22 protein-coding genes and 1 pseudogene are annotated in these 23887 nt (G+C 32.7%); 20 read left to right on the top strand and 3 right to left on the bottom strand.

Going from position 1 to position 23887, the window contains the following annotated elements:
• Positions 1-77 precede the first annotated feature (77 nt).
• The 12 genes and pseudogenes from J3R86_RS11055 (at position 78) to J3R86_RS11000 (ending at position 13224) form a co-directional block, all read left to right on the top strand.
• Positions 78-314, top strand: coding sequence for a DUF2188 domain-containing protein (locus J3R86_RS11055; RefSeq protein ID WP_207517336.1), 237 nt, complete (start codon positions 78-80; stop codon positions 312-314).
• Between the two features lie 210 nt (positions 315-524).
• The gene (locus J3R86_RS11050) at positions 525-1217 is read left to right on the top strand and encodes a GTP pyrophosphokinase (RefSeq protein WP_207517335.1); all 693 of its coding nucleotides are present in this window, start codon (positions 525-527) and stop codon (positions 1215-1217) included.
• Positions 1218-1300: 83 nt separating this feature from the next.
• Positions 1301-2049: pseudogene (locus tag J3R86_RS11045) on the top strand (MerR family transcriptional regulator).
• Between the two features lie 419 nt (positions 2050-2468).
• Positions 2469-3149 carry a GntR family transcriptional regulator gene (locus J3R86_RS11040; protein ID WP_207517334.1) on the top strand — a complete coding sequence of 227 codons (681 nt, stop codon included), beginning with the start codon at positions 2469-2471 and terminating at the stop codon, positions 3147-3149.
• Between the two features lie 19 nt (positions 3150-3168).
• On the top strand, positions 3169-4707 hold the full coding sequence (gene gntK / locus J3R86_RS11035) for a gluconokinase (protein WP_207517333.1): 1539 nt from the start codon (positions 3169-3171) through the stop codon (positions 4705-4707).
• Positions 4708-4937: 230 nt separating this feature from the next.
• Positions 4938-6296, top strand: coding sequence for a gluconate:H+ symporter (locus J3R86_RS11030; protein ID WP_207517332.1), 1359 nt, complete (start codon positions 4938-4940; stop codon positions 6294-6296).
• Between the two features lie 196 nt (positions 6297-6492).
• Positions 6493-7359, top strand: coding sequence for a UTP--glucose-1-phosphate uridylyltransferase GalU (gene galU / locus J3R86_RS11025; protein ID WP_207517330.1), 867 nt, complete (start codon positions 6493-6495; stop codon positions 7357-7359).
• A 200-nt stretch (positions 7360-7559) separates the two neighbouring features.
• Positions 7560-7952, top strand: a complete 393-nt coding sequence (locus J3R86_RS11020) for a (deoxy)nucleoside triphosphate pyrophosphohydrolase (RefSeq protein WP_002463326.1) — start codon at positions 7560-7562, stop codon at positions 7950-7952.
• A gap of 4 nt (positions 7953-7956) precedes the next feature.
• Positions 7957-10821: a DEAD/DEAH box helicase gene (locus J3R86_RS11015; RefSeq protein WP_207518554.1), complete on the top strand. Its 2865-nt coding sequence runs from the start codon at positions 7957-7959 to the stop codon at positions 10819-10821.
• Between the two features lie 22 nt (positions 10822-10843).
• Entirely contained in the window at positions 10844-11689 is an 846-nt protein-coding gene (locus J3R86_RS11010) for a M23 family metallopeptidase (protein WP_207517328.1), read from the top strand.
• A gap of 341 nt (positions 11690-12030) precedes the next feature.
• Positions 12031-12357, top strand: a complete 327-nt coding sequence (locus tag J3R86_RS11005) for a hypothetical protein (protein WP_207517327.1) — start codon at positions 12031-12033, stop codon at positions 12355-12357.
• Between the two features lie 675 nt (positions 12358-13032).
• On the top strand, positions 13033-13224 hold the full coding sequence (locus J3R86_RS11000; protein WP_207517324.1) for a hypothetical protein: 192 nt from the start codon (positions 13033-13035) through the stop codon (positions 13222-13224).
• 225 nt (positions 13225-13449) lie between these two features.
• Here the strand turns inward: J3R86_RS11000 and J3R86_RS10995 are convergent, their stop codons facing one another.
• The gene (locus J3R86_RS10995; protein WP_002463316.1) at positions 13450-13731 is read right to left on the bottom strand and encodes a single-stranded DNA-binding protein; all 282 of its coding nucleotides are present in this window, start codon (positions 13729-13731) and stop codon (positions 13450-13452) included.
• 364 nt (positions 13732-14095) lie between these two features.
• On the opposite strand from J3R86_RS10995, the gene J3R86_RS10990 reads away from it, so the two are divergent.
• The 7 genes from J3R86_RS10990 to J3R86_RS10960 all read left to right on the top strand — a co-directional run bounded on the left by J3R86_RS10990 (position 14096) and on the right by J3R86_RS10960 (position 20421).
• Positions 14096-14791, top strand: a complete 696-nt coding sequence (locus J3R86_RS10990; protein ID WP_207517323.1) for an SDR family oxidoreductase — start codon at positions 14096-14098, stop codon at positions 14789-14791.
• Between the two features lie 145 nt (positions 14792-14936).
• Positions 14937-15887 carry an alpha/beta hydrolase gene (locus J3R86_RS10985; RefSeq protein WP_207517322.1) on the top strand — a complete coding sequence of 317 codons (951 nt, stop codon included), beginning with the start codon at positions 14937-14939 and terminating at the stop codon, positions 15885-15887.
• A 194-nt stretch (positions 15888-16081) separates the two neighbouring features.
• Positions 16082-16999, top strand: a complete 918-nt coding sequence (locus tag J3R86_RS10980; protein ID WP_207517321.1) for an NAD-dependent epimerase/dehydratase family protein — start codon at positions 16082-16084, stop codon at positions 16997-16999.
• Between the two features lie 24 nt (positions 17000-17023).
• Positions 17024-17710: a type 1 glutamine amidotransferase domain-containing protein gene (locus J3R86_RS10975; RefSeq protein WP_207517320.1), complete on the top strand. Its 687-nt coding sequence runs from the start codon at positions 17024-17026 to the stop codon at positions 17708-17710.
• A gap of 277 nt (positions 17711-17987) precedes the next feature.
• Positions 17988-18413: a carboxymuconolactone decarboxylase family protein gene (locus tag J3R86_RS10970; RefSeq protein WP_002463308.1), complete on the top strand. Its 426-nt coding sequence runs from the start codon at positions 17988-17990 to the stop codon at positions 18411-18413.
• Positions 18414-18683: 270 nt separating this feature from the next.
• On the top strand, positions 18684-19502 hold the full coding sequence (locus J3R86_RS10965; RefSeq protein ID WP_207517319.1) for an SDR family oxidoreductase: 819 nt from the start codon (positions 18684-18686) through the stop codon (positions 19500-19502).
• A gap of 133 nt (positions 19503-19635) precedes the next feature.
• Positions 19636-20421: an MBL fold metallo-hydrolase gene (locus J3R86_RS10960; protein WP_207517317.1), complete on the top strand. Its 786-nt coding sequence runs from the start codon at positions 19636-19638 to the stop codon at positions 20419-20421.
• Between the two features lie 243 nt (positions 20422-20664).
• Here the strand turns inward: J3R86_RS10960 and lnsB are convergent, their stop codons facing one another.
• A complete protein-coding gene (lnsB, locus tag J3R86_RS10955; protein ID WP_207517316.1) occupies positions 20665-21429 on the bottom strand; it encodes a CPBP family lipoprotein N-acylation protein LnsB in 765 nt (254 codons plus the stop codon).
• 186 nt (positions 21430-21615) lie between these two features.
• On the opposite strand from lnsB, the gene J3R86_RS10950 reads away from it, so the two are divergent.
• Positions 21616-23193, top strand: a complete 1578-nt coding sequence (locus tag J3R86_RS10950; protein ID WP_207517315.1) for an FMN-binding glutamate synthase family protein — start codon at positions 21616-21618, stop codon at positions 23191-23193.
• Positions 23194-23260: 67 nt separating this feature from the next.
• On the opposite strand, the gene J3R86_RS10945 is transcribed toward J3R86_RS10950, so the two are convergent.
• Entirely contained in the window at positions 23261-23722 is a 462-nt protein-coding gene (locus tag J3R86_RS10945; protein WP_207517314.1) for a YehR family lipoprotein, read from the bottom strand.
• Positions 23723-23887: the final 165 nt, after the last annotated feature.

The raw sequence follows: 23887 nt of genomic DNA, 5'->3' as shown, positions 1-23887 counted from the left end.
CAAGGAAGACTAACGTTTGTCTGAAAGAACAATGACGTCAGTCTAAAAAATATGGAAGAGAAGGTTAAAAGAAGACAATGAATCTAAATAATTACCCAAAACAATGGGAAGATTTTGAACCGATACAACGACAAAAAGCGATAACGATAGCAAACAGCATGTTAGCACAAGGGTATACAGAAAAAGACGTGATACCTATTGCTACAAAACAAGCGAAACAGTGGTACCGTATGCTAACACAAGAACAATTAGATGCCTATGAACATACAGATATTATGCAACGTGACTATGTAATAAGCTTTAATTTGGGTTAGGCGACGATTGTTCATCTACTCACACAATGATAAAAAAATTAATAATAGACGAACGCTTGAATATGAACAGGGCAGTGAGAATGATGACTTTATATCACATTTTCACTGTCTTGTTTTTTTATATTACTTCTAAAGTTGTATAGGGTATCATTATCAACTTGGTTAAATGTTAGGTACAATGTAGTTGATAAAATATCGGAGGTAATTGACATGTATGTTGAACGCAAACCATCATTATATTTAGAAGATTTACGCAATGATTTTAAGAATAGTTTGAATATGTTTCAAGATGGTGATGAAGCATTTGATACATTACTAGGGTTTGTAGAATTGGATCATATTTATTCATCAGCCCTACAAGAAATAAGTACAAAATTAAGTATTTTAGATGATAATTTTAATCATATGTATAAACACAATCCAATCCATCACATGGAACGTAGAGTCAAAGAAATGCGTAGTTTAATAGAAAAATTAAAGCGTAAAGGATTAGAAATTAGTGCAGCTAGTGCTAAAGAAAATATTATGGATATTGCCGGTATACGTGTGGTCTGTAATTATTTAGAAGATATTTATGTTGTTGAAGAAATGTTATTAAAACAAGAAGATGTTAAGTTGATGAAGCGTAAAGACTACATTAAGCATCCGAAAGACAATGGATATCGTAGTTTGCATATTGTTGTTAGTATTCCAGTATTTTTAGCAGAACGTGTAGAAATCGTCCCAGTAGAAATACAAATAAGAACGATTGGTATGGATATGTGGGCAAGTTTAGAACATAAAATACGCTATAAAAACGATGCAGAAACGGAAAACTATAAAGATTTATTGAAACAATGTGCATCAGAAATTACCGATGTAGAAAATAAAATGCAACAAATTCATTCAGAAATTAGTGACTAGCGATAAAATATGAATAAATGACTGAAAAATATTTGCTCGTGACGTTGCGTCATAAAGTACTTTGAGTGTAGGAGGTGATAGCTATGTCGACATATACTACAGGAGAGTTAGCTGATTTATGCCATGTTACAGTAAGAACTATCCAGTATTATGATCGCAAAGAACTGTTAAAACCAGCTGGTATAACAGAAGGGAATAGACGCTACTACACAGAAGAACAAGTACAACAATTGCAATTAATATTATTTTTAAAAGATGTAGGATGTTCGTTAAATGATATTAAAATGTTGATGTCAGAAGAAAGTACACTAACGACACTCAAGACGATGTTGGCTTTGAAAGAACAGCAATTATCGCAACAAATACAGCAACAACAAGAAAAAATGCAAACGATTCAACAACTAAAGCAATATGTTAGCCATCAGTCAACTTCTCCAATATCACATTTAGTGGACATAGAACAAACAATGAAACTAAACGATGACGTACAGAAAATGAGACGACATATTTGGATAAGTGCTGGCATCGTAGGCATTATAGTGGTATATTCAGTGCAATTGTTATGAAGAATAAATGGCTTTTTGTGGGTACGTTAGCAGTAGCAGTACCATATAGTTTGGCAGTAACGTATTACTATTATCGTAATGTAAAGTACATGTGCCCTAATTGCCAACATATATTCAAGCCTAATGTTTGGCAAGTAATTAAAGCACCTCATACCACTAAGACGAGACAGTTTGACTGCCCTAATTGTCATGAAAGACATTATTGTATAGAAGTATCAAGCAAAGTGCCAACAAATGAAACATCGATGACTCAATCGACTGAATAGGTGATGCGCACACATCGTCTTTTCTAATCAATGGAGCGTAAGTTAGGTTCTAATGAATAAAGGTAGCGACTATGATAGGTAGTTGCTACCTTTAATAATGATATGTTTAATTAATAATCTTTAAAGATGGGCAATGATCTATAAGGATGTGAAATTCTTTAGTAATCATTGTCTATCATTGTTTCTATCGTTTCTCTTTTTAGATATTTTTAAATCCTCTGGATCATCCTCATAAACTGTAAACGAATTCACTCGTTAGAGCGTCAATTCACAAATATAGTAGTAAAGTTAAAAACGACTATCGTTATATCATTGAAGATTGTCTAAACTTACGACATTAAGTAAGCGCTTGCAAAACGAAAATAATTATATTACTATACTTGTATACAAGTATAGCGAAATGAAATGGAGTGAAGATAATGACTTATGGCTACCCTGAAAAATGGTTAGAAGGTTTAACAACTGGAGAAGGCATCGCAGCTAATTTGAGACTGGGTATTGTCAATGGCAATATTCAACCACAATCATTGTTAACGGAAAATCAAATTGCTAAACAATTTAATGTAAGTCGTTCTCCAGTTCGTGATGCATTTAAACTATTACAACGTGATCAATTAATTCAATTGGAAAGAATGGGAGCCCAAGTCTTACCTTTTGCTGAGCAAGAGAAAAAAGAGCTTTATGACTTACGTCTAATGCTTGAGTCTTTTGCCTTCTCTCGTCTTAAAGATCAAGATCGCACAGCAATTGTCAAAGAAATGAAGAAGCAACTTGAAATGATGAAAGTGGCAGTACAATTTGAAGATGTAGAATCATTCACGAAACATGATTTTGAGTTTCACGAAGTACTTATTAAAGCTTCCCATCATCAATATTTAAAATCTTTCTGGCATCATTTGAAACCAGTGATGGAGTCGCTCATTTTAATATCGATGAGACAAAGAATGGCACATAATCCACAAGACTTTGAGCGCATCCATTATAATCATCAAGTATTTATAGATGCTGTGGAACAATATGATGCTCAAATTTTAAAAGAAGCGTTTCATTTAAACTTTGATGACGTAGGTAAAGACATTGATGGTTTTTGGTTAAATTAACAGGAAAGAAGGATGTACGATGAAATACATGATAGGTGTCGATATAGGCACAACAAGTACCAAATCTGTACTTTATGATGAACATGGCCAATTTATTATGAAGCACAACATTGGTTATGATTTACATACTCCAAATGTCGATGTGTCAGAAGAGAATCCTGATGAACTCTTTGATGCAGTATTGATGACTATTAAATATGTCGTCAGAGAAGCGGATATTGCACCTGAAGATATTAAGCTTGTATCGTTCAGTGCCCAAATGCATAGTTTGATTGCTATGAATGACGAACATAAACGTTTAACAAATAATATTACTTGGGCAGACAACCGTGCGTCTCAATATGCAACATTGTTAAACGAACAGCACCAAGGCTTTGAAATTTATCAACGTACTGGTACACCCATTCATCCTATGTCACCGTTAGCAAAAATATTTTGGATGAAACATGAATTGCAAGACATTTATGAGCAAACGGCTATGTTTGCAGATATTAAAACATATATTTTTTACCAGTTGTTTGATGAATATGTGATTGATTATTCAATGGCATCAGCTACAGGCATGTTTAATTTAGAACGCTTAGACTGGGATGACGATGTTTTAGCAATTTTAGGCATTTCTAGACAACAATTGCCGAAAGTTGTACCAACAACACACATTTTAACAGGAATGAAAAAACGTTATGCCACTTTGATGGGACTCAACGAAGATACACCATTTGTTATTGGTGCGAGTGATGGTGTGCTATCTAATCTAGGTGTTAATAGTTATAACAAAGGTGAAGTCGCTGTAACGATTGGCACATCTGGTGCGATACGTACGGTTATTGATAAACCACGTACAGACTATAAAGGACGTATCTTTTGTTATGTCTTAACAGAAGATCATTATGTCATTGGAGGTCCGGTTAATAATGGAGGTGTCGTTCTACGTTGGTTACGAGATGAATTACTTGCTAGCGAAGTCGAGACAGCTAAACGACTAGGCGTTGACCCTTATGATGTCTTGACCCAAATAGCTAGTCGTGTCAATCCAGGGGCAGATGGACTTATTTTCCATCCATATTTAGCAGGAGAAAGAGCGCCATTATGGAATGCAGATGCGCGTGGTTCGTTCTTTGGTTTAACGCTTTCTCATAAAAAGGAACATATGATACGTGCAGCTTTAGAAGGCGTATTATATAACCTTTATACAGTTTACTTAGCACTTGTCGAAGTGATGAACGAATCGCCGACAATGATTAAAGCTACGGGTGGATTTGCTAAAAGTGAAGTGTGGCGTCAAATGATGGCAGATATTTTTGATACAGAACTCATGGTGCCAGAAAGTTATGAAAGTTCTTGTCTAGGTGCCTGTGTACTAGGACTGAAAGCTATTGGTGACATTGAAGATTTGTCAATTGTAGAAAAGATGGTAGGTGCCACACATAATCATTTACCACAGGCTGACAATGTTGAAATATATCAACAACTCGTATCAATATTTATTGATTTAAGTCGCTCTTTAAAAGATAACTATAGTCAAATTGCAGATTTTCAACGTAAGTATATGTCTTAGTTTGATATCAATGATCAAGCATTTAACACTTTGACTTTTCATTTTGAGGAGTAGCTAGCGTGATTAACAACAATATAGTTACTACTAGCTAGAGTGGATGATGTGTTTGATAAGACAAATTTTAAAATAATCAGTTACTGTCTATTTTTACTTCAGCATTACGTCATGAATGACTGGTAATACAATGCCAGTGTTATCAATTATTTTATGTAAAGAAAGAAGGAGATGTCATGTTGTCAGAAATATGGCCTATTATTAGTGTTGTATTAGGTATCATAATATTACTTGGATTAATTATCGGCTTTAAATTAAATACCTTTGTGTCATTAATTATTACATCAATTATTACTGCGTTATTACTTGGTATGCCACTAACGAAAATTATGGAAACAGTGGAAAAAGGTATGGGTAGTACACTCGGACATATTGCATTAATTTTTGGATTAGGTGCAATTTTGGGTAAATTACTGGCAGATGGTGGAGGCGCCACTCGGATCGCTGACACACTCATTAATAAATTTGGTCAAAAACATGTACAATGGGCGATGTTAGTTGCTGCATTTATTGTTGGTATCGCATTATTTTTTGAAGTTGGTTTAGTCTTATTGATACCTTTAGTCTTTACGGTAGCTAAACGTGCTAATGTCTCTATTTTAAAATTAGGATTACCAATGGTTACAGCGTTATCTGTGACACACGGTTTCTTACCACCACATCCTGGTCCAGTGGTCATTGCTAAAGAATTAAAGGCTAATGTGGGGGATGTCTTATTATACGGTATTATTATTGCTATTCCTGTAACCATTATTGCTGGCCCAATCTTTAATAGAATGGCACAGAAATTAACGCCAACAGCGTATGCAAGAGAAGGCGATATTTCAGCTTTAGGTGCACAAAAATCATTTAGCGACGCTGAAATGCCGAGCTTCGGACTTAGTTTATTAACAGCAACATTGCCGGTCATCTTAATGTTAATTTCAACAATTACACAGTTAGTAACTGGACACGAACAACCAACTAATATGATAGAGTCTATTATTTATATGGTTGGTACTGCAGGAACAGCAATGCTTATTGCAGTAATCTTTGCTATTTATTCAATGGGCATTTTGAGACAACGTAAAATGGATGACATTATGGAATCTGTAACGAATGCTATTTATCCCATTGGTATGATGCTATTAATCATTGGTGGTGGTGGTACATTTAAACAAGTCCTCATCGATGGTGGCGTTGGTGATACAATTGCGAAAATGTTTGAAGGGACACATATGTCACCTATTTTATTAGCATGGATCGTTGCAGCGGTATTACGTATTGCGTTAGGATCTGCTACAGTTGCCGCAATTTCTACTACTGGAATTGTTATGCCATTATTACAAGCCTCAGATGCTAATGTAGCTTTAGTGGTCTTAGCGATAGGTGCAGGTAGTGTGATTCTGTCCCATGTTAATGATGCCGGCTTCTGGATGTTTAAAGAATATTTCGGTTTAACTGTTAAAGAAACATTCCTAACATGGTCGTTATTAGAAACGATCATTTCTGTATCAGGTATTATCTTTATTCTCTTTATTAGTTTATTCGTTTAAAAAGATGGAAAGTGACAGCACATATTAACATGTCCAATAGTGACACGATGATATGTGCTGTTAATTTTGTAGTAACATAAACAGTTTGATACTAACATGAGTAGGCTGAATGATATGACACTATGAATGCGTTTTAAATAGTGATAAAATGACGATAATATCAACTAGTAACGGACTTACAAAGGAGAGAATAGATTTGAAGCAAATCAAAAAGGCGATTATACCTGCTGCAGGACTAGGTACACGATTTTTACCAGCAACAAAAGCGATGCCTAAAGAAATGTTACCGATATTAGATAAACCAACCATACAATACATAGTAGAAGAAGCGGCTAAAGCAGGCATCGAAGATATTATTATTGTTACTGGTCGCCATAAAAGAGCTATCGAAGACCATTTTGACAGTCAAAAAGAGTTGGAAATGATTTTAACGGAAAAAAGTAAAACAGAAATGTTAGATGCAGTACAATATCCGACTAATTTGGCTAATATATTTTATGTGAGACAACGTGAACAAAAAGGCTTAGGAGATGCCATTCGAGCTGCACAACAATTTATAGGTGATGAGCCATTTGCAGTGCTGCTTGGTGACGATATTGTTGAGTCAGAAACACCAGCAATTAAACAATTAATGGATGTTTATGAACAAACAGGACATTCCGTGATTGGCGTGCAAGAAGTACCACAAGACCAAACACATCGTTACGGTATTATTGATCCTTTATCACAGCAAGGACGACGCTATGAAGTGAAGCAATTTGTTGAAAAGCCTGCACAAGGGACAGCGCCATCAAACTTAGCCATCATGGGACGCTATGTGTTAACACCAACCATTTTTGACTATTTAAAAACACAACAAGTTGGTGCAGGTAACGAAATCCAGTTAACAGATGCCATCGAACGTATGAATAATGACAGCCAAGTCTATGCCTTCGATTTCGAAGGTAAACGCTACGACGTCGGAGAAAAAATAGGCTTCGTCAAAACCACAATAGAATACGCACTCAAAGATGAGAGCATGAAAGAAGAATTAAAACAATTTATCAAAGAATTAGGACTGTAGGAAAAATTAGATAGCCAAGTGATGCTATGGGAAATGACAGCATAATGTACAGCACACTTAAACAAAGAGTAAGACATCTGAATGATCAGTATTCAGGTGTCTTTTTGGCGGAAGACAAGTAATATTTTACTTTTGGTATATAAGATATGTATAAATTTGCTAAAATAGTGATGATAATTAATTGCGAAAAGGTGGATATCATGAAAAAAATAATAAATGTAGTGGGAGCAATTATATACTCTGATAATAAAATCCTTTGTGCTCAAAGAAGTGAAAAGATGAGTTTACCATTAATGTGGGAATTTCCAGGTGGAAAAATTGAAAAAGATGAAACAGAAGAAGAAGCATTAATTAGGGAAATTAAAGAAGAAATGAAATGTGATTTAATTGTAAAGGATAAAGTCACGACAACAGAGTATGAATATGATTTTGGTATTGTGAAACTTTCAACTTATAAGTGTGAGTTAAATAAAGAACTTCCTACTTTAACTGAACACAAGCAAATAATGTGGTTACCCCTTCAACAACTTAATGAATTAACGTGGGCTCCTGCAGATATACCAGCTGTAAAAAAAATAATGTCTGAGGAATGATATGATGAATAGGCTATTAGAAGATTTTAATCAATCTTTATATAAAGGATTTATAGATAAATCTGCTTCACATAAAGGGAATTATGTACCAAAACTATTGATCAATAATAAAAATGAGAATGTTTTATCAACTATCATTGATGAACTTAAGAAATGTAATTCATTCTTTATTTCAGTAGCTTTTATAACTGAGAGTGGACTAGCTAGTTTAAAGTCTCATTTACTGGATCTTAGCCAAAAAGGGATTAATGGAAAAATATTAACATCTAATTATTTAGGGTTTAATAGTCCTAAAATGTATGGAGAATTATTGAAGCTGAACAATGTAGAAGTACGACTTACTGATATTGCAGGTTTCCATGCTAAAGGATATTTGTTTGAACATGATAATTATACTTCTATGATTATCGGAAGTTCTAATTTAACTTCTAATGCATTAAAAGTTAATTATGAACATAATATTTTGTTATCCACTATGAAAAATGGAGATTTGGTTAATAACGTCAAATCTCAATTTGATATGCTTTGGAATAATAGTATGCTTTTAACTGAAGAATGGATTGAAGATTACAAAGAGACATTTGAGTTTAAATCAATAAAAAAATTAACAGAACTAGAAGACGATAGAATAGCCTTAACAAGAAAAGTTAATAATACAGTAGAAATTGAACCAAATCTTATGCAAAGACACGCTTTGAAATCGTTACAAGAAATTAGAGCAAAGAATGAACGGAAAAGTTTGATTATATCTGCAACAGGAACTGGAAAAACAATTCTATGTGCACTTGATGTTAGACAATTTAACCCTAAAAAATTCCTGTTTATAGTGCATAATGAAGGAATATTAAATAGAGCAAAAGAAGAATTTAAAAAAGTGTTTCCATTTGAAAATGAAAATGCTTTTGGTTTGTTAACTGGGAAACACAAAGATGTAGAAGCTAAATATCTTTTCGCTACTATACAAACACTTTCTAGAGATAATAACTATGAACAATTTCCTAAAGATACTTTCGATTATATTGTTTTTGATGAAGCACATCGGTCAGCTGCTGCTTCATATCAACGTGTTTTCAATTACTTTGAACCAAAGTTTATGCTAGGTATGACAGCTACTCCAGAGCGAACTGATGATCTTAATGTATTTGCTCAATTTGATTATAATATTGCATATGAAATAAGATTACAAGAAGCACTAGAAAGTGATATATTATGTCCTTTTCATTATTTCGGTGTAACAGACTATATACATAAAGGTGTAGAACAAGAAGATGTATCACAATTAAAATATTTAACGTCATACGAAAGAGTTAATTATATTTTAGAAAAGACAAATTATTATGGTTATTCAGGGGAGAAACTTCACGGATTAATATTTGTAAGTAGTAAAAAAGAAGCATATGAATTAGCAGAAAAGTTATGTGAGAAAAAAGTACTGTCGATAGCTTTAACTGGTGATGATGGTATAAATTATCGACAACAAGTTATAGAGAAACTGAAAAAAGGTGATATTAGTTATATTATTACTGTAGATTTATTTAATGAAGGAATAGATATTCCAGAAGTAAATCAAGTAGTAATGCTAAGACCAACTGAATCAAGTATCATCTTTGTCCAACAATTAGGTAGAGGACTAAGAAAAAGTCCTAATAAAGAATACGTAACTGTGATTGATTTTATAGGGAATTATAAAACTAATTACTTAATTCCAATTGCTTTGTCAGGTGATCAATCACAAAATAAAGATAAATATAAAAAATTCTTAACCAATAATAATACATTAAATGGCGTATCTACTATTAATTTTGAAGAGGTTGCTAAAAAACAAATCTATGAATCTCTTGAAGCAGTGAGATTAAATCAACCTAAATTAATTTTACAAGCATATGAAGAAGTAGAAAGAAGACTAGGACGTATGCCATTGTTAATGGATTTTGTAAGGCAAAACTCGATAGATCCAAGTGTAATATTTTCAAAGTATAAAAATTATTATGAGTTTTTGCTTAAGCAAAAAAAGAGTGATGTAGTATTTAATGAAAATGAGTTTAAAAATTTAACATTCTTTTCAAGGCAAATTTCGCCAGGTTTAAAAAGAGTAGATATTTTAGTACTCAAAGAAATATTGACTAATGAAACAATGAATATTGATGAATTAGATAAAAAAATGCTACGGGAAAATGATGATATAACAATTGAAGATATACGAACATCGTTGAGGATTTTAGACTATAGTTTTTACGATTCAGCAATCGATAAAAGATATGGTGAACCATTAATTCAAGTTTCAAGTAGTGAAGTAGCTTTGAAAGATTCATTCAAACAATCTATGAGAAAAAGAGAATTTAAAATACTTATTGATGATTTAATACAATTAGCATTTTACAATAATGATAAATATCAGCATGGTAAAAATAGTATGATTTTATATAATAAGTATTCGCGAGAAGATTTTAGTAAGTTGTTTAATTGGGAAAAAGATGGTTCGTCAGTAATCATGGGTTATATGATAAAAGGGAATCAATTGCCAATCTTTATAACTTATGATAAGCATGAAGATATTAGTGATAGCACAAAATATGAAGATGAATTCTTGAGTCAAGATGAGTTGAAATGGTATACAAAATCAAATAGAACGTTAGCCTCTTCTGAAGTGAAAAATATTTTGACACATAAAGAAAATGATATTGAAATGCATGTGTTTGTTCAAAAGAAAGATGATGACGGTAAATACTTTTATTATTTAGGTAAAGCGGAATATATTAAAGGTTCGGAAAAACAAGATGTTATGCCAAATGGAAGTAATGTAGTTACTATGAATTTAGCAATGGAAATAGCAGTCAGAGATGACATTTATAGATATATTACAAATTAATCATGCATTGGGGAAGATAATATTGACAAATATTGAAAATATATTTGTTCAGTGTATTGAAGAAAACAAGTATAAATATTTATATAAAAATTTTTCGAAAGAATTTCGTGAAGCTATAAGTAGGAAAGAACTTAAAAAAGTGATATACAGTTATAAATCTAAAGAACATAAATTATTTTCTTCTTTTGTAAATAATGATATAAAATATTTTGTCTTTAAAAGTAATAATGATTCACAAGGAATATCATTAACAATTAATAAAGATAATAAAATAGTAGGATTATACTTAGGTCAGTTTACGCCCCAAAATAGAGATAAGTCTACTAAGTTAAGTTATTATATGCCTATAGACAAAATATGGACGATCGTATGGGGTGGAAATAATAAATTATTGAATTATCATAATGATGTATTAAGCCAACGATATGCCTTTGATCTAGTCATTACAAAAAAAGATAAGAGTTACTTTAACAAAGGTGAAACTAACGAAGATTATTATGCTTATGGAGAAAATATATTAGCTCCTCAAAAAGGAATAGTTGTTGATACAAGAAATACTATGAAAGATAATAAAATAGGTGAAACTGATACTGATCATCCTTTTGGGAATTACGTAATAATTAGACATGATGAAAATGAGTATAGTTTAATTGCTCACTTCAAACAGCAGTCAATTTTAGTTTCACCAGGTGAAAAAATAAATGAATCAACTATTCTTGGAAAATGTGGCAATTCTGGTAACTCTTCAGAACCTCATATTCATTTTCAAGTCATGGATGCATCAACCATTTTTAATGATTGTGCATCATTAAAAATTAAGTTTGTTAATCTAGAAAATCCTATACAAGGACAAAATATAGAAAGATAAAAAGTATATTCAAATTTTGAACATAGCAATAATAGTATAGATAGTTCGTAATTATTTCTAAACAATCAACATCTCGGTCGTGAAATTGATATCATGTCTGAGATGTTTTTTTGTTAACTATAATACTTAGATTGTTGATCAATCTTTAAAATTAACATTATTTCCCTCGAGGACATTTTATGACCTCTTGTTTATTTATAATGAAATTAATAGTGGGCTTTTGTTGTTTAAAGATGTAGTGTGTATCGTTTCTTAATATTAATCATTAATTCTTAACACTACCTACTTAATAACCTCAGTCTAACTAAAAATTAATTTATAAATGTTAGGGGAGTAATAATATGAAGAAATTATTAGCGTTAAGTTTATGTTTGCTTTTTGTATTAGCTGCGTGTGGCAATAAACTAGAAGGTACGTATAAAGACAAGGAAGGTGATTCAACAATAATTGTAAAAGATGATAAGGTAAAGATGACAAATAACTATATGAATGGCACTATCAAGGGTACTGTCGATAAAAATAAGAATATCATGACTTTTAAAGATGAAGAATCGAGTGACGAAGAAGTGAAAATGAAGTACAAACTTGATGGTAAAAAGTTAATTATTAATAAAGTGAAAATTGGTGACAAAGTTGAGAAAGCCAATACTGAGTTCGAAAAACAATAATAGTTTAACAAGGCTGATATAAAAAGTATTTTACATTTAAAACTAAGCATTTGGCACTAACTGTCTGATTTTCAAAAAGTTGATAAATCAACGTTGTACAAACCTAGTCAGTCTTGCCGAGCTGGGATTACAACATAAATTTTATATAAAATTTATGTCTGTCCCACTCACTTGATTGAATGAACGTGTGCATAACTGGCATTCAAGTAGTATTGATTATCTATTTTTCAGGACTGATAAATAAAAAGTGAATAATTTAAAATATAAATTATTTTGAAGCCGAGACTCCTGAGGGAGCAGTGCTAGTCGAAGACTACAGGCTGAGACAGCACCCTAGGAAAGCGAGGATAAAAAAATAATTATATATCAGTCCAAATTGGGAGAGAACCGTAGTATTGATTAATATAAATAGCGTCCTATATGTACTTAGTGTGTGAAGCACTTTGTGTCATATAGGACGCTTTTAATGTCTAAAGAACAGTATCATTTTACCATATTACGATTCGAATTAAACTTACACATAATTCATTAATGTTATAAATTTCAAAAATAGTGATAAATTTGTGAAAAACATCACAAAAACCTTTATTTATTTTATAAATCATGTAATATAAGAAATGTAGAGAGATGAGAGAGTTTATATAAAGACATTATATAAATATTGGAGTGATTGATATGAGAAAAGAAATTGAAGATTTAATTTTCTCAGATGTAAGTTGCTATGATATTTACGTTCACACTGGTATAAGTCAAGGGTTAATTGGAGATATCAAAGCAGGATATCTAACTATTGATTCTATGCCGTATATAGATGCAGAGCGTTTATATCATTATGCAATGGAACGTAAGTCCCTAGTTGCGAGCTAGGAAATTTGTCATTGATTTGACCCCTAATCACGACAAATTGTAGAAGTAAAGTTATTGTGATGTAACTTGCCCTCGTTGGTGAGCAATTGAGGGCAGACCCCTTTAATTAAGTAAACCCTAACTCCCCACAAATCTGGAACGAAATAAAGCCCACATCTGGTATAGGATGTGGGTTTTAGTATGTCCATGCATATGATGACTTAAGTTATATTTATTGAATATGACTTAGAAGCCTTCATTTTCAACTTGTTTAAAGTTACGTTTAATACCATTATATGCGTAAACGACATTATATAATTTAACTTGTGCATCATGTGCGCTAGAAAATGGCATTCTTACATCGTCCATTTTAGCAACTTCGTGACGGAATGCTTTTTCAGCTTTTTGTCTGTCAGCAATTGACATATTTAACCATTCTTCGTTAGTGAACAAATCTTCGAAACGAAATTCAAATGCTGTACGTTTACTTTCAGCTCTTAGAGCTAAAACGCGATCGTGATAAGTCAATGTTGATACCCTCCTTTTATCATATGCCCAAATAGGATACGTATATTTAACTTTATAACTAACTTTCATTTTTTACAATGATGAAGTTACACTTTTTAAATATTTTTAAAAATAAAATTAATTTATCTAAAGTAAATGACAGGAAATAATGGCTTACATATATTAAAATCACACCATTTTTCATTTTTACAGCATCATTATAATAGCTAGTTTCTATCTGACAATGCTAGATTCCTCTCTTGTCAAAGTCTGTTTAGTATAACCAACAAAATAATTATGTTACTCTAACACATAATAAAGAACTTAATTGTTCAAGTTAAAGTATAGAAACTTTTATACTTTTTAAATAAAGGAGAAGATAAATATGGCGATGTTAACAGATAAAGTAGCAGTCATTACAGGCGCAGGTAGTGGTATCGGAGAAGCAATTGCGACAATGCTTCATGAAGAAGGCGTTAAAGTAGTTATTGCAGGACGTAATGAGGATAAATTACAAAGTGTTGCTCATCAATTATCACAAGATAAAGTGAAAATTGTACCGACAGATGTTACGAATAAAGATAGTGTAGATGAATTAATTCAAATTGCTAAAGAGACGTTTGGTGGCTTGGATATTGTTGTTAATAGTGCAGGGCAAATGCTATCTTCTAAAATTACAGACTATCAAGTTGAACAGTGGGACAGTATGATTGACGTTAACATTAAAGGAACGCTATATGCGACTCAAGCGGCGTTACCTCATATGCTTGAACAATCTAGTGGTCATATTATTAATATTGCCTCTATTTCAGGGTTTGAAGTGACGAAATCAAGTGCGATTTACAGTGCGACAAAAGCAGCTATTCATACGATTACGCAAGGCTTAGAAAAAGAATTAGCCAAAACAGGCGTTAAAGCAACAAGTATTTCACCAGGTATGGTTGATACAGCAATCACTGCTGCATACAACCCAACAGATCGTAAGAAATTAGAACCACAAGATATTGCAGAAGCAGTACTTTATGCCTTAACTCAACCTAAACATGTTAATGTTAATGAAATAACAGTAAGACCAGTGTAAGGTAGTTCTATGTCAAAATTAATGGTGGTCACAAGAATGCATACTCAAACATGCCACAACAAACAAATTATGCATCATCATTTTCAATTATTAAATGGATTTTAAATCATCGATTTTCACAAACAAAATATTAAGGGGTCATTTTATGCATAATAAAGTTGTATTAGAACAAGAAGCACAAGAGTTTAGTGAAGCGAACAAGCCTCATCCAAGAATATATGAGCTAGAACCTAAGGACGGTCGCCAATTACTTGAAGAAGTCCAATCTTCAGATGTTGATAAATATGATGTTGATATAGAAAGTGAGAATTTCTCTACTGGAGAATGGGGAGATGTTACTGTACATTTTATCCGTCCAAAAGGTAATCAAGATAAACTACCTGTAATTTATTATATTCATGGTGCTGGCTGGGTATTTGGCAGTTTGAAAACACATGATAAATTAGTAAGGGAATTAGCTATAAGAACAAATTCGATAGTAGTATTTACAGAATACACCTTATCTCCAGAGGCAAAATATCCTACAGCTATTGAACAGAATTATAGTGTACTACAACAATTGCCAAGTGTTGCTGAAGAAAAGAATTTTAATCTTAATCAACTGACAGTTGCTGGTGATTCTGTAGGTGGTAATATGTCTACTGTTATGACAATCATGTCAAAACAACGCAACGGATTAAAGATTAATCAACAGTTGTTATACTATCCTGTGACAGATGCTAACTTTGATACAGAATCTTACAATGATTTTGAAGAAAATTACTATTTAACTAAAGAAGGTATGCAATGGTTCTGGGATCAATATACAACAGATGACAATGAAAGAGCTGAAATTACAGCATCACCATTGCGTGCATCAATTGATGACTTAAAAGACCTACCAAGTGCAATGATTTTGAATGCACAAGCTGATGTACTTCGTGACGAAGGTGAAGCGTATGCTAACAAACTAAGACAAGCTGGTGTGGATGTTACTCAAGTACGTTTCCAAGGTACTATTCATGATTTTGTTATGGTCAATGCTTTAGATCAAACGAATGCTACGAGAGCAGCCATGGATGTATCTGTAGATTGGATTAATAAAAAAAGAAACTGAAAATGGTACTAAAAATGAATCAACATCAGCGTGTTGGTTCACTTTTTACCAACAATAGATTGTCATTTTAAGTACACTATCAATAATATTTCAATTAATAATTATGGTTGACTGAGCGATTTGTTTTATAAATCATTATCTTTTAATCATAAGTTCGCTTTGAAGTCATATATCAATATAAGGAGGAACATATAATGCAAACTGTATTAGGAAGTAATGGACAAATAGGTCATGAAATTGCTGATGAGATTTATCGTCATTATACAAAGGATATTCGTTTAGTTGGTAGAAAGCCGAAGAAAATTCATGATACAGATGAATTAGTAGCTGCTGATTTGATGAGCTACGATGATACACTACGAGCAATCACTGGTAGTGACATCGTTTATTTTGCAGTAGGTATGCCAGCTGATTCAGCCATGTGGGAGGCACGCTTTCCAATCATGTTAGACAATGTGATTAAGGCTTGTGAAGCTACGAATAGTAAATTAGCATTTTTTGATAATACATATATGTATGATAAAAATGCTGACGCTCAGGTAGAACATAGCCGATTCCATCCAGTTGGACGTAAGTCTGTTGTACGGGCGCAAATGGCAGACATGGTTAAAGAAGCAATGGCAAAACACAAAATAGAAGCATTAATTGCTCGTGCACCTGAATTTTACGGTCCAGATAAGACACAAAGTTTTACGAATTCATTAGTTTTTAATCGTATTAAAGCAGGCAAACGTGCTTTCATTCCTGTCAGTGATAAGGTCTTACGTACATTGATATGGACACCAGATGCTAGTAGAGCAATTGTCTTATTAGCGAATACCCCAGACGCCTATGGTCAGACGTGGCATTTACCTACAGATAGAAGTGTGACGTATGAAACAATCATTACGATAGCGGAAAATAGTTTAGGAAAAACAATTAACTATACGGTGCTACCTATGTGGGTCTTTAAAATAGCTAGCCGATTTAGTCACCCAGTTAAAGAACTGATGGAATTATTACCAAGATATCGATATGACAATATATTTAAATCTAATAAATTTAAACAAAGATTCCCTGATTTTAAAGTGACAACGTTTGAAGAGGGTATAAGTAAAGTGTTGAATGATTAAAATTGATTACAAGGAGCAATGACAATGGCAAAAATAATGATTGTTAATACAAGTTATGACCATTTTGAAGGTACAACTAAGCCAACAGGTTTATGGTTAGGTGAATTAGTACATTTTTATGATCATTTTAACAATAGTGATCATCATATTGATGTCTTTAGTATTCAAGGTGGTCATACACCTATTGATCCAGTAAGCTTAGGTCGCTTGATGTTAGATAAAGTGACTAAACAATATTATCAAGATGAGCAGTTTATGAAGATGCTAGCTCATTCTAGACCATTAAGTGAAGCAGTGCCTGAACAATATGATGTTATATACTTTACTGGTGGTCACGGTGTGATGTTTGATTTCCCAGAAAATATCGCGATTCAACATGCAATTAAAACCATTTATAAACACGGTGGCATTGTATCAGCTGTTTGTCACGGGGTATCAGCATTATTAAATGTCACAATGGATAGTGGTAAATATTTTATTGATGGTAAACATGTAACTGGATTTTCAAATACTGAAGAAGTATTAGCCAATCGTAACAATATTGTGCCGTTTAAATTGGAAAGCGAATTAAAAAACCATCATGCACGTTATAGTAAGGCACTGGTGCCATTTAGACCATACGTCAAAGTAGATAACAGACTAGTTACCGGACAAAATCCACAATCACCTAAACAAGTAGCTGAAGCAGTAGAACAATTATTAAACAAATAAATCACTGACATACAAGCCAGCTATAGTAGTCAGTTATCTTCATCGTCGATAATCCCTTATAATATAAGTTGTATACCGCTTACATGCCAAGTTCGTTTTTTAAATAAATTTTATAAAAAAGTGACTAAAATGATAGAAAAAGGGGTAGAGTTAGTCATCGTAATAATTACTTTTTAAAAAAGTTTTTACAGTTTTATTAATTAATAAACACGTTCATAGATTTATAGTAACTATTACGATGTTTTAGGCTTGTAGAAAGAAACAAGGAGTGATTAAAATGACATATCATTATACAGAAGGTAATACAGAAATCATGTCAATCATGAACCAAGGTGAAGAACATATTCACCAATGTACAGTTAGTGATGAATTAGCAGCATTAATTAAATTGCTAATTTCAAAAATTAATGGCTGTAACTATTGCATTAATTTGCATAAAAAAGAGTTAAAAGAACTTGGCGTGACTCAAATGAAAATAGATGAAGTACGTAGTTATAATCATTTAGATTTATTTACAGATAAAGAACGTATCACTTTAGAATTTGCTGAAAAGCTAAATACTGTAAAAGAATTTAAAAAGTTTGATATTCTTGAATCATTAAAAGAATTTTATAGTGAAAAAGAGATCATTGAACTCGTATTTATTATTAATCAAATCAGTAGTTGGAATAGACTTAATATTATTGGTGAACAATTCTATTAAGATGTGACTATGACTTTGGAGCTACGAAATAAATTTCCGTTCCGCTCGCTCCCTAACTACTATTAGTAGATAAAATAGAGAAGTTGAATAAGGCACGACTCACTGTCATAAATTGACAATGGGGTCGTGCCTTTTAAATTATTGATGCTTAAGTGAGCCATATGTCGCTTGGATTATTGGGTTACTTTAAGCAAGGACGTTTAAGAACATCAATACAGTGGAACATGACAAGTAAGTATTAAAATAAGTAATAAATTGGAGTGTTGTTGTGTGAAACGTTTAGAAAATAAGATTGCAATTGTAACTGGTGCAAGTACTGGCATTGGACGAGCATCTGCTATGCAGTTAGCGCTTGATGGTGCGCATGTATTAGCTGTAGATATTTCAGATCAATTATCACAAACAGTTGCAGACATTAGAGAACAAGGTGGACAAGCAACAGCGTATAATGTGGATGTTTCAGATGATCAACAAGTTGAAAGCTTTGCTAATGAAGTTGAGCGTCGTTATGGTCACATCGATGTGTTATTTAATAATGCAGGTGTTGATAATGCTGCAGGTAGAATTCATGAATATCCCATTGATGTATATGACAAAATCATGAATGTAGATATGCGTGGAACATTTTTAATGACAAAATTATTATTGCCATTAATGATGACACAAGGTGGTGCTATTGTTAATACTGCTTCATTTTCAGGACAAGCAGCAGATTTAAATCGCTCTGGTTATAATGCAGCTAAAGGAGCAGTCATTAACTTCACAAAATCTATTGCCATTGAATATGGTAGAGATGGAATACGTGCGAATGCGATTGCACCTGGAACAATTGAAACACCATTAGTAGATGAATTGACAGGTACCGCTGAGGACGAAGCAGGTCGAATATTTAGAGAAAATCAAAAATGGATGACACCACTTGGTCGTTTAGGTAGACCGGAAGAAGTAGCCAAACTCGTTACATTTTTAGCGTCAGATGATAGTTCATTTATCACAGGTGAAACGATTAGAATTGATGGTGGTGTCATGGCTTATACATGGCCAGGTGAAATGTTAAGTGATGATAGTTGGAAGAAGACGATTGAGTAGATTGATTGAATAAATAATGTTTTCAAACAGATTGCGTTTTTTATAAGTAGTAAAAAGGTATACTATATATGTATTATGCATAAATAACAATTAGTCTATGATAAATGATAGTCTAATTTACGGGGGTATTGTCATGAATATTAGACATTTAAGAAATTCAACAGCTATCATTGAGTACGCAGGACAACATATTTTAGTAGATCCGATGTTGAGTGATAAAGGGACACTCGCACCATTTCCCAATTCACCACGACAAGATGAGTTTAATCCATTAGTAGCATTACCCATGTCAATCGAAGATATACTAGAACAAACAGATGTTGTGTTACTGACGCATTTACATGTTGATCATTTTGATAATAAAGCAACGGAAGTATTACCAAAAGATATTAAAATTTATACACAAAACGAACATGATGCTAAAGAAGTCGAAGAATATGGTTTCACTAATGTGTCCGTCTTTAATGAAGTAACACACTTAGGTGATGTTGAAATGTATAAGACAGAAGCGCAACATGGTCATGGTGATTTGTTGAAAATGACTGGTGATGTCCATGGCGTTGTATTGAAACATGAAGATGAACCTACGTTATATATAGCAGCAGATACGGTATGGTTTGATGGTGTGGAACAAGCACTTAAAACATATACACCAGATGTCGTTGTGTTAAATGGTGGTGCTAATCAGTTTTATGAAGGTGGACCACTGGTGATGGATGAACAAGATATTCTAAAAGTGGCACAAACATTGCCATTAGCTCAGATTGCTGTTGTGCATATGGAAGCAGTCAATCATTGGGCGCTATCTCGTAAGGATTTACGTGCTTTTTTGGATGATCACGATTTATCTAATAGAGTCGTGGCTCCTGAAGATGGTGAGTTATTAACTTACACTAAAAATGTTATTGGCAACCAATGAATTCAATAGAATGAAAAAGTAAAGTCTTCTTGTGTTTTAGGACTAATGACTAAAAAAGAAATCATTTAAGTAATTCTCCTGCAATCCAATTTGATAAAGAATCAAAAATAATGCTTATCACTACAAACACATGATGTGGAACGTAGCGATAAGCGTTTTTTAACGTTGATTATTATATTTATATAAAGTGAATGTTGATGATTGACTACTAGTGTTAATGTCTAGCTTGCATAGAATATTTGATTAGCGAAACACAATCAAAAGTAGTATTAATTTGAAAATTTCAATCGCCACTTGGTAGTAATAACTAACGATGAGATTGTAATGAGATGATATGTAAAGATATGTCGCGCCACTAGCTATAATCAACCAAGGTATGACATCGACAATTGAATCGAAATGATAGCTCTGAACGATGACTTCACAGAGTATGGACAAAGGAATCACCAGACGTAAAGGAAACTTTTTAGCTAATTCATGAATGAATATGTATCGGAAAATGAGTTGATCGAGCATCGGTTTGACAATAATGGTAGATAGACTTACGGCAAGTATTGCTAACTTAGAATGCATGATGACCGAGGTATATGATGTTGTAGATATATCAAGGATCTGTACTGGCGAGCATTGAGATAATAACTGAATGACACATAATATTGCAATCACGATGAGTGTGACTACGATAAGACGCCTCTTAGTATTGCTAATACGACTTTGCATGATTTGCTGTTGTATAAAAGATTTAACACGTGATTGATACATTTTATAAAAAATGATTAACGCAACGATTTGAGCGAGTAATATACTGACACTTAAAGTGATTGGAAATAATGAAGCATTTGGTGGTTGTTGTGTAATTGCTGCAGTTAACCCTAACGTTCCAAAAACAACAATAATTGGCACTAAGATAAGCATGGCAATATAAATTAAAACAAAAATAAACATGCGTTTATCAATACGTGAAGAAGATGATAAAGTGTGTTGATTAGAATTATAACGATGTGGCATCAGGCACCTCTTAAATTTAGTATATATATCGTTACTTTATCATGTGAAGTAGTTAATTTATATGCTTTATACATAAAAATTACTAGTAAAGAAAAATAATTAAAAAAATTTAATCGCTTTCATTGTATTTTGTTGTGTAAGGTGTATCATAGTGATGAATTGAAAATTTTGGGGGAGGGAATTGTAATGGCGTTCCTTACAGTCATGCAATTTATAGTTAACATTCTAGTTGTTGGCTTTTTACTCACTGTCATGGTTATAGGTCTAATTTGGCTTATAAAAGATAAGAGACAGTCACAACATAGTGTGCTTAGAAACTATCCATTGTTAGCACGCATTAGATATATATCAGAAAAAATAGGACCAGAATTACGTCAGTATTTATTCTCAGGAGACAATGATGGGAAACCATTTTCTCGTAATGAATATAAACATATCGTTTTAGCGGGCAAATATAATTCTCGTATGACAAGTTTTGGTACAACAATGAATTATGAAGATGGTTTTTACATACAAAATACAATGTTTCCAATGCAACGTCATGAATTAGCAATTGATAATACGACATTGATTTCAACATTTATTTATAAAATTGCGAATGAACGTTTATTTAGTCGTGAAGAGTATCGTGCACCGATGGAAGTTAATCCATTCTTCTTAAGTGATGAGCATGCTATTATTTTAGGGCCAAATTTACAACATCCATTTAAAATGAAACGCTTAGTTGGACAGTCTGGTATGAGTTATGGAGCTTTAGGTAAAAATGCTATCACAGCGTTATCTAAAGGTTTGGCCAAAGCGGGTACATGGATGAACACTGGAGAAGGTGGTTTATCAGAATATCATTTGAAAGGTAATGGGGATATTATTTTCCAAATAGGACCTGGATTATTTGGTGTTAGAGATAAAGCGGGTAACTTTAGCGATGAACTATTTGGCGAAGTAGCAAAAATGAACAATGTACGTGCGTTTGAGTTGAAACTTGCGCAAGGTGCTAAGACACGTGGTGGTCATATGGAAGCGGAAAAAGTAAATGAAGAAATTGCTAAAATCCGTAATGTTGAACCATATAAAACGATAAATTCACCTAACCGTTATGAATTTATTCATAATGCCGAAGATTTAATGAATTTCGTGGATAAGTTACAACATATTGGTCAAAAACCCGTTGGCTTTAAAATCGTGGTCAGTAAAGTGGCTGAAATTGAAACATTAGTACAAACGATGGTTAAATTAGATAAATACCCTAACTTTATTACCATAGATGGTGGTGAAGGTGGTACGGGTGCTACATTCCAAGAACTGCAAGATAGTGTTGGATTACCATTATTTACAGCATTACCTATTGTTGCAGGTATGCTTGAGAAGTATGGTGTACGCGACAAAGTTAAACTTGCGGCGTCTGGTAAATTAGTTACGCCAGACAAGATTGCGATTGCCTTAGGTTTAGGTGCTGATTTTGTTAATATTGCACGTGGCATGATGATTAGTGTTGGATGTATTATGAGTCAACAATGTCATATGAACACGTGTCCCGTAGGTGTTGCCACAACAGACCCGAAAAAAGAAAAAGCGTTAATCGTTGGTGAAAAACAATATCGTGTGACAAATTATGTGACAAGTTTACATGAAGGTTTGTTTAACATTGCTGCAGCAGTTGGTGTATCAAGCCCAACAGATATAACAGAAGATCACATTATTTATCGTAAAATGGATGGCGAATTACAAACGATTCATGATTACAAATTGAAATTAACAAGTTAACTATAACAAAGGAAGTTCTATCGCAGTAATAACTACGTTAGAACTTCCTATTTATTATGACCTGATATTAGTTTTCGTTCATATTACTTTTTTCAGTTAAGCCACTACGTTTGAGTTGTTTCTCCATTTTTTCGAAACTAATTTTACTATCGTCATCAGAAGGAGATACATAACCTAAACGTTTTTTAAGTTCTTTAATATTTGCTTCTTTAAAATCAACATCGATATGTTCTACAGCTTTATTCTTTTTATAATCAACGTTATAATCTGCACCTTTTAAATTTTTAAAAGCTTTTTCATTTTTAGCAAATAATTTTTTAGCTTTTTGTTCATCAATACCTAAGTCATCATATTTAACGGTACCAATAGTTGATTGTTTTAATAAGTCGTCACCTTTATATGTTAGGGTAGTAATCACTTGTTTACCATTAATATCCCCTTCGTATGTTTTCGTTTGTTCTTTACTACAAGCTGCTAAGGTTACAACTGATAAGATCATTATAATAAATAGCGTAGTTATTTTTTTCAAAGGAGTCGCCTTCTCTCAATAATATTCGTTAATCAAATTATATCATTTAGTTAAAGATGGTGTTATTAATATATTTTGTAAAAGTGAAAATTTTTTCATAGTTATTATTTAAAAGTGTAATTTGTTATGCAATAGAGAAATAAATGAGTAAATTAGACGACAAAA

The sequence above is a fragment of the Staphylococcus simiae genome, from assembly GCF_017357005.1.
GTDB lineage: Bacteria > Bacillota > Bacilli > Staphylococcales > Staphylococcaceae > Staphylococcus > Staphylococcus simiae_A.
Note: the sequence above shows the minus strand (reverse complement) of the source record. Positions and strands in the feature narration are given on the sequence as shown.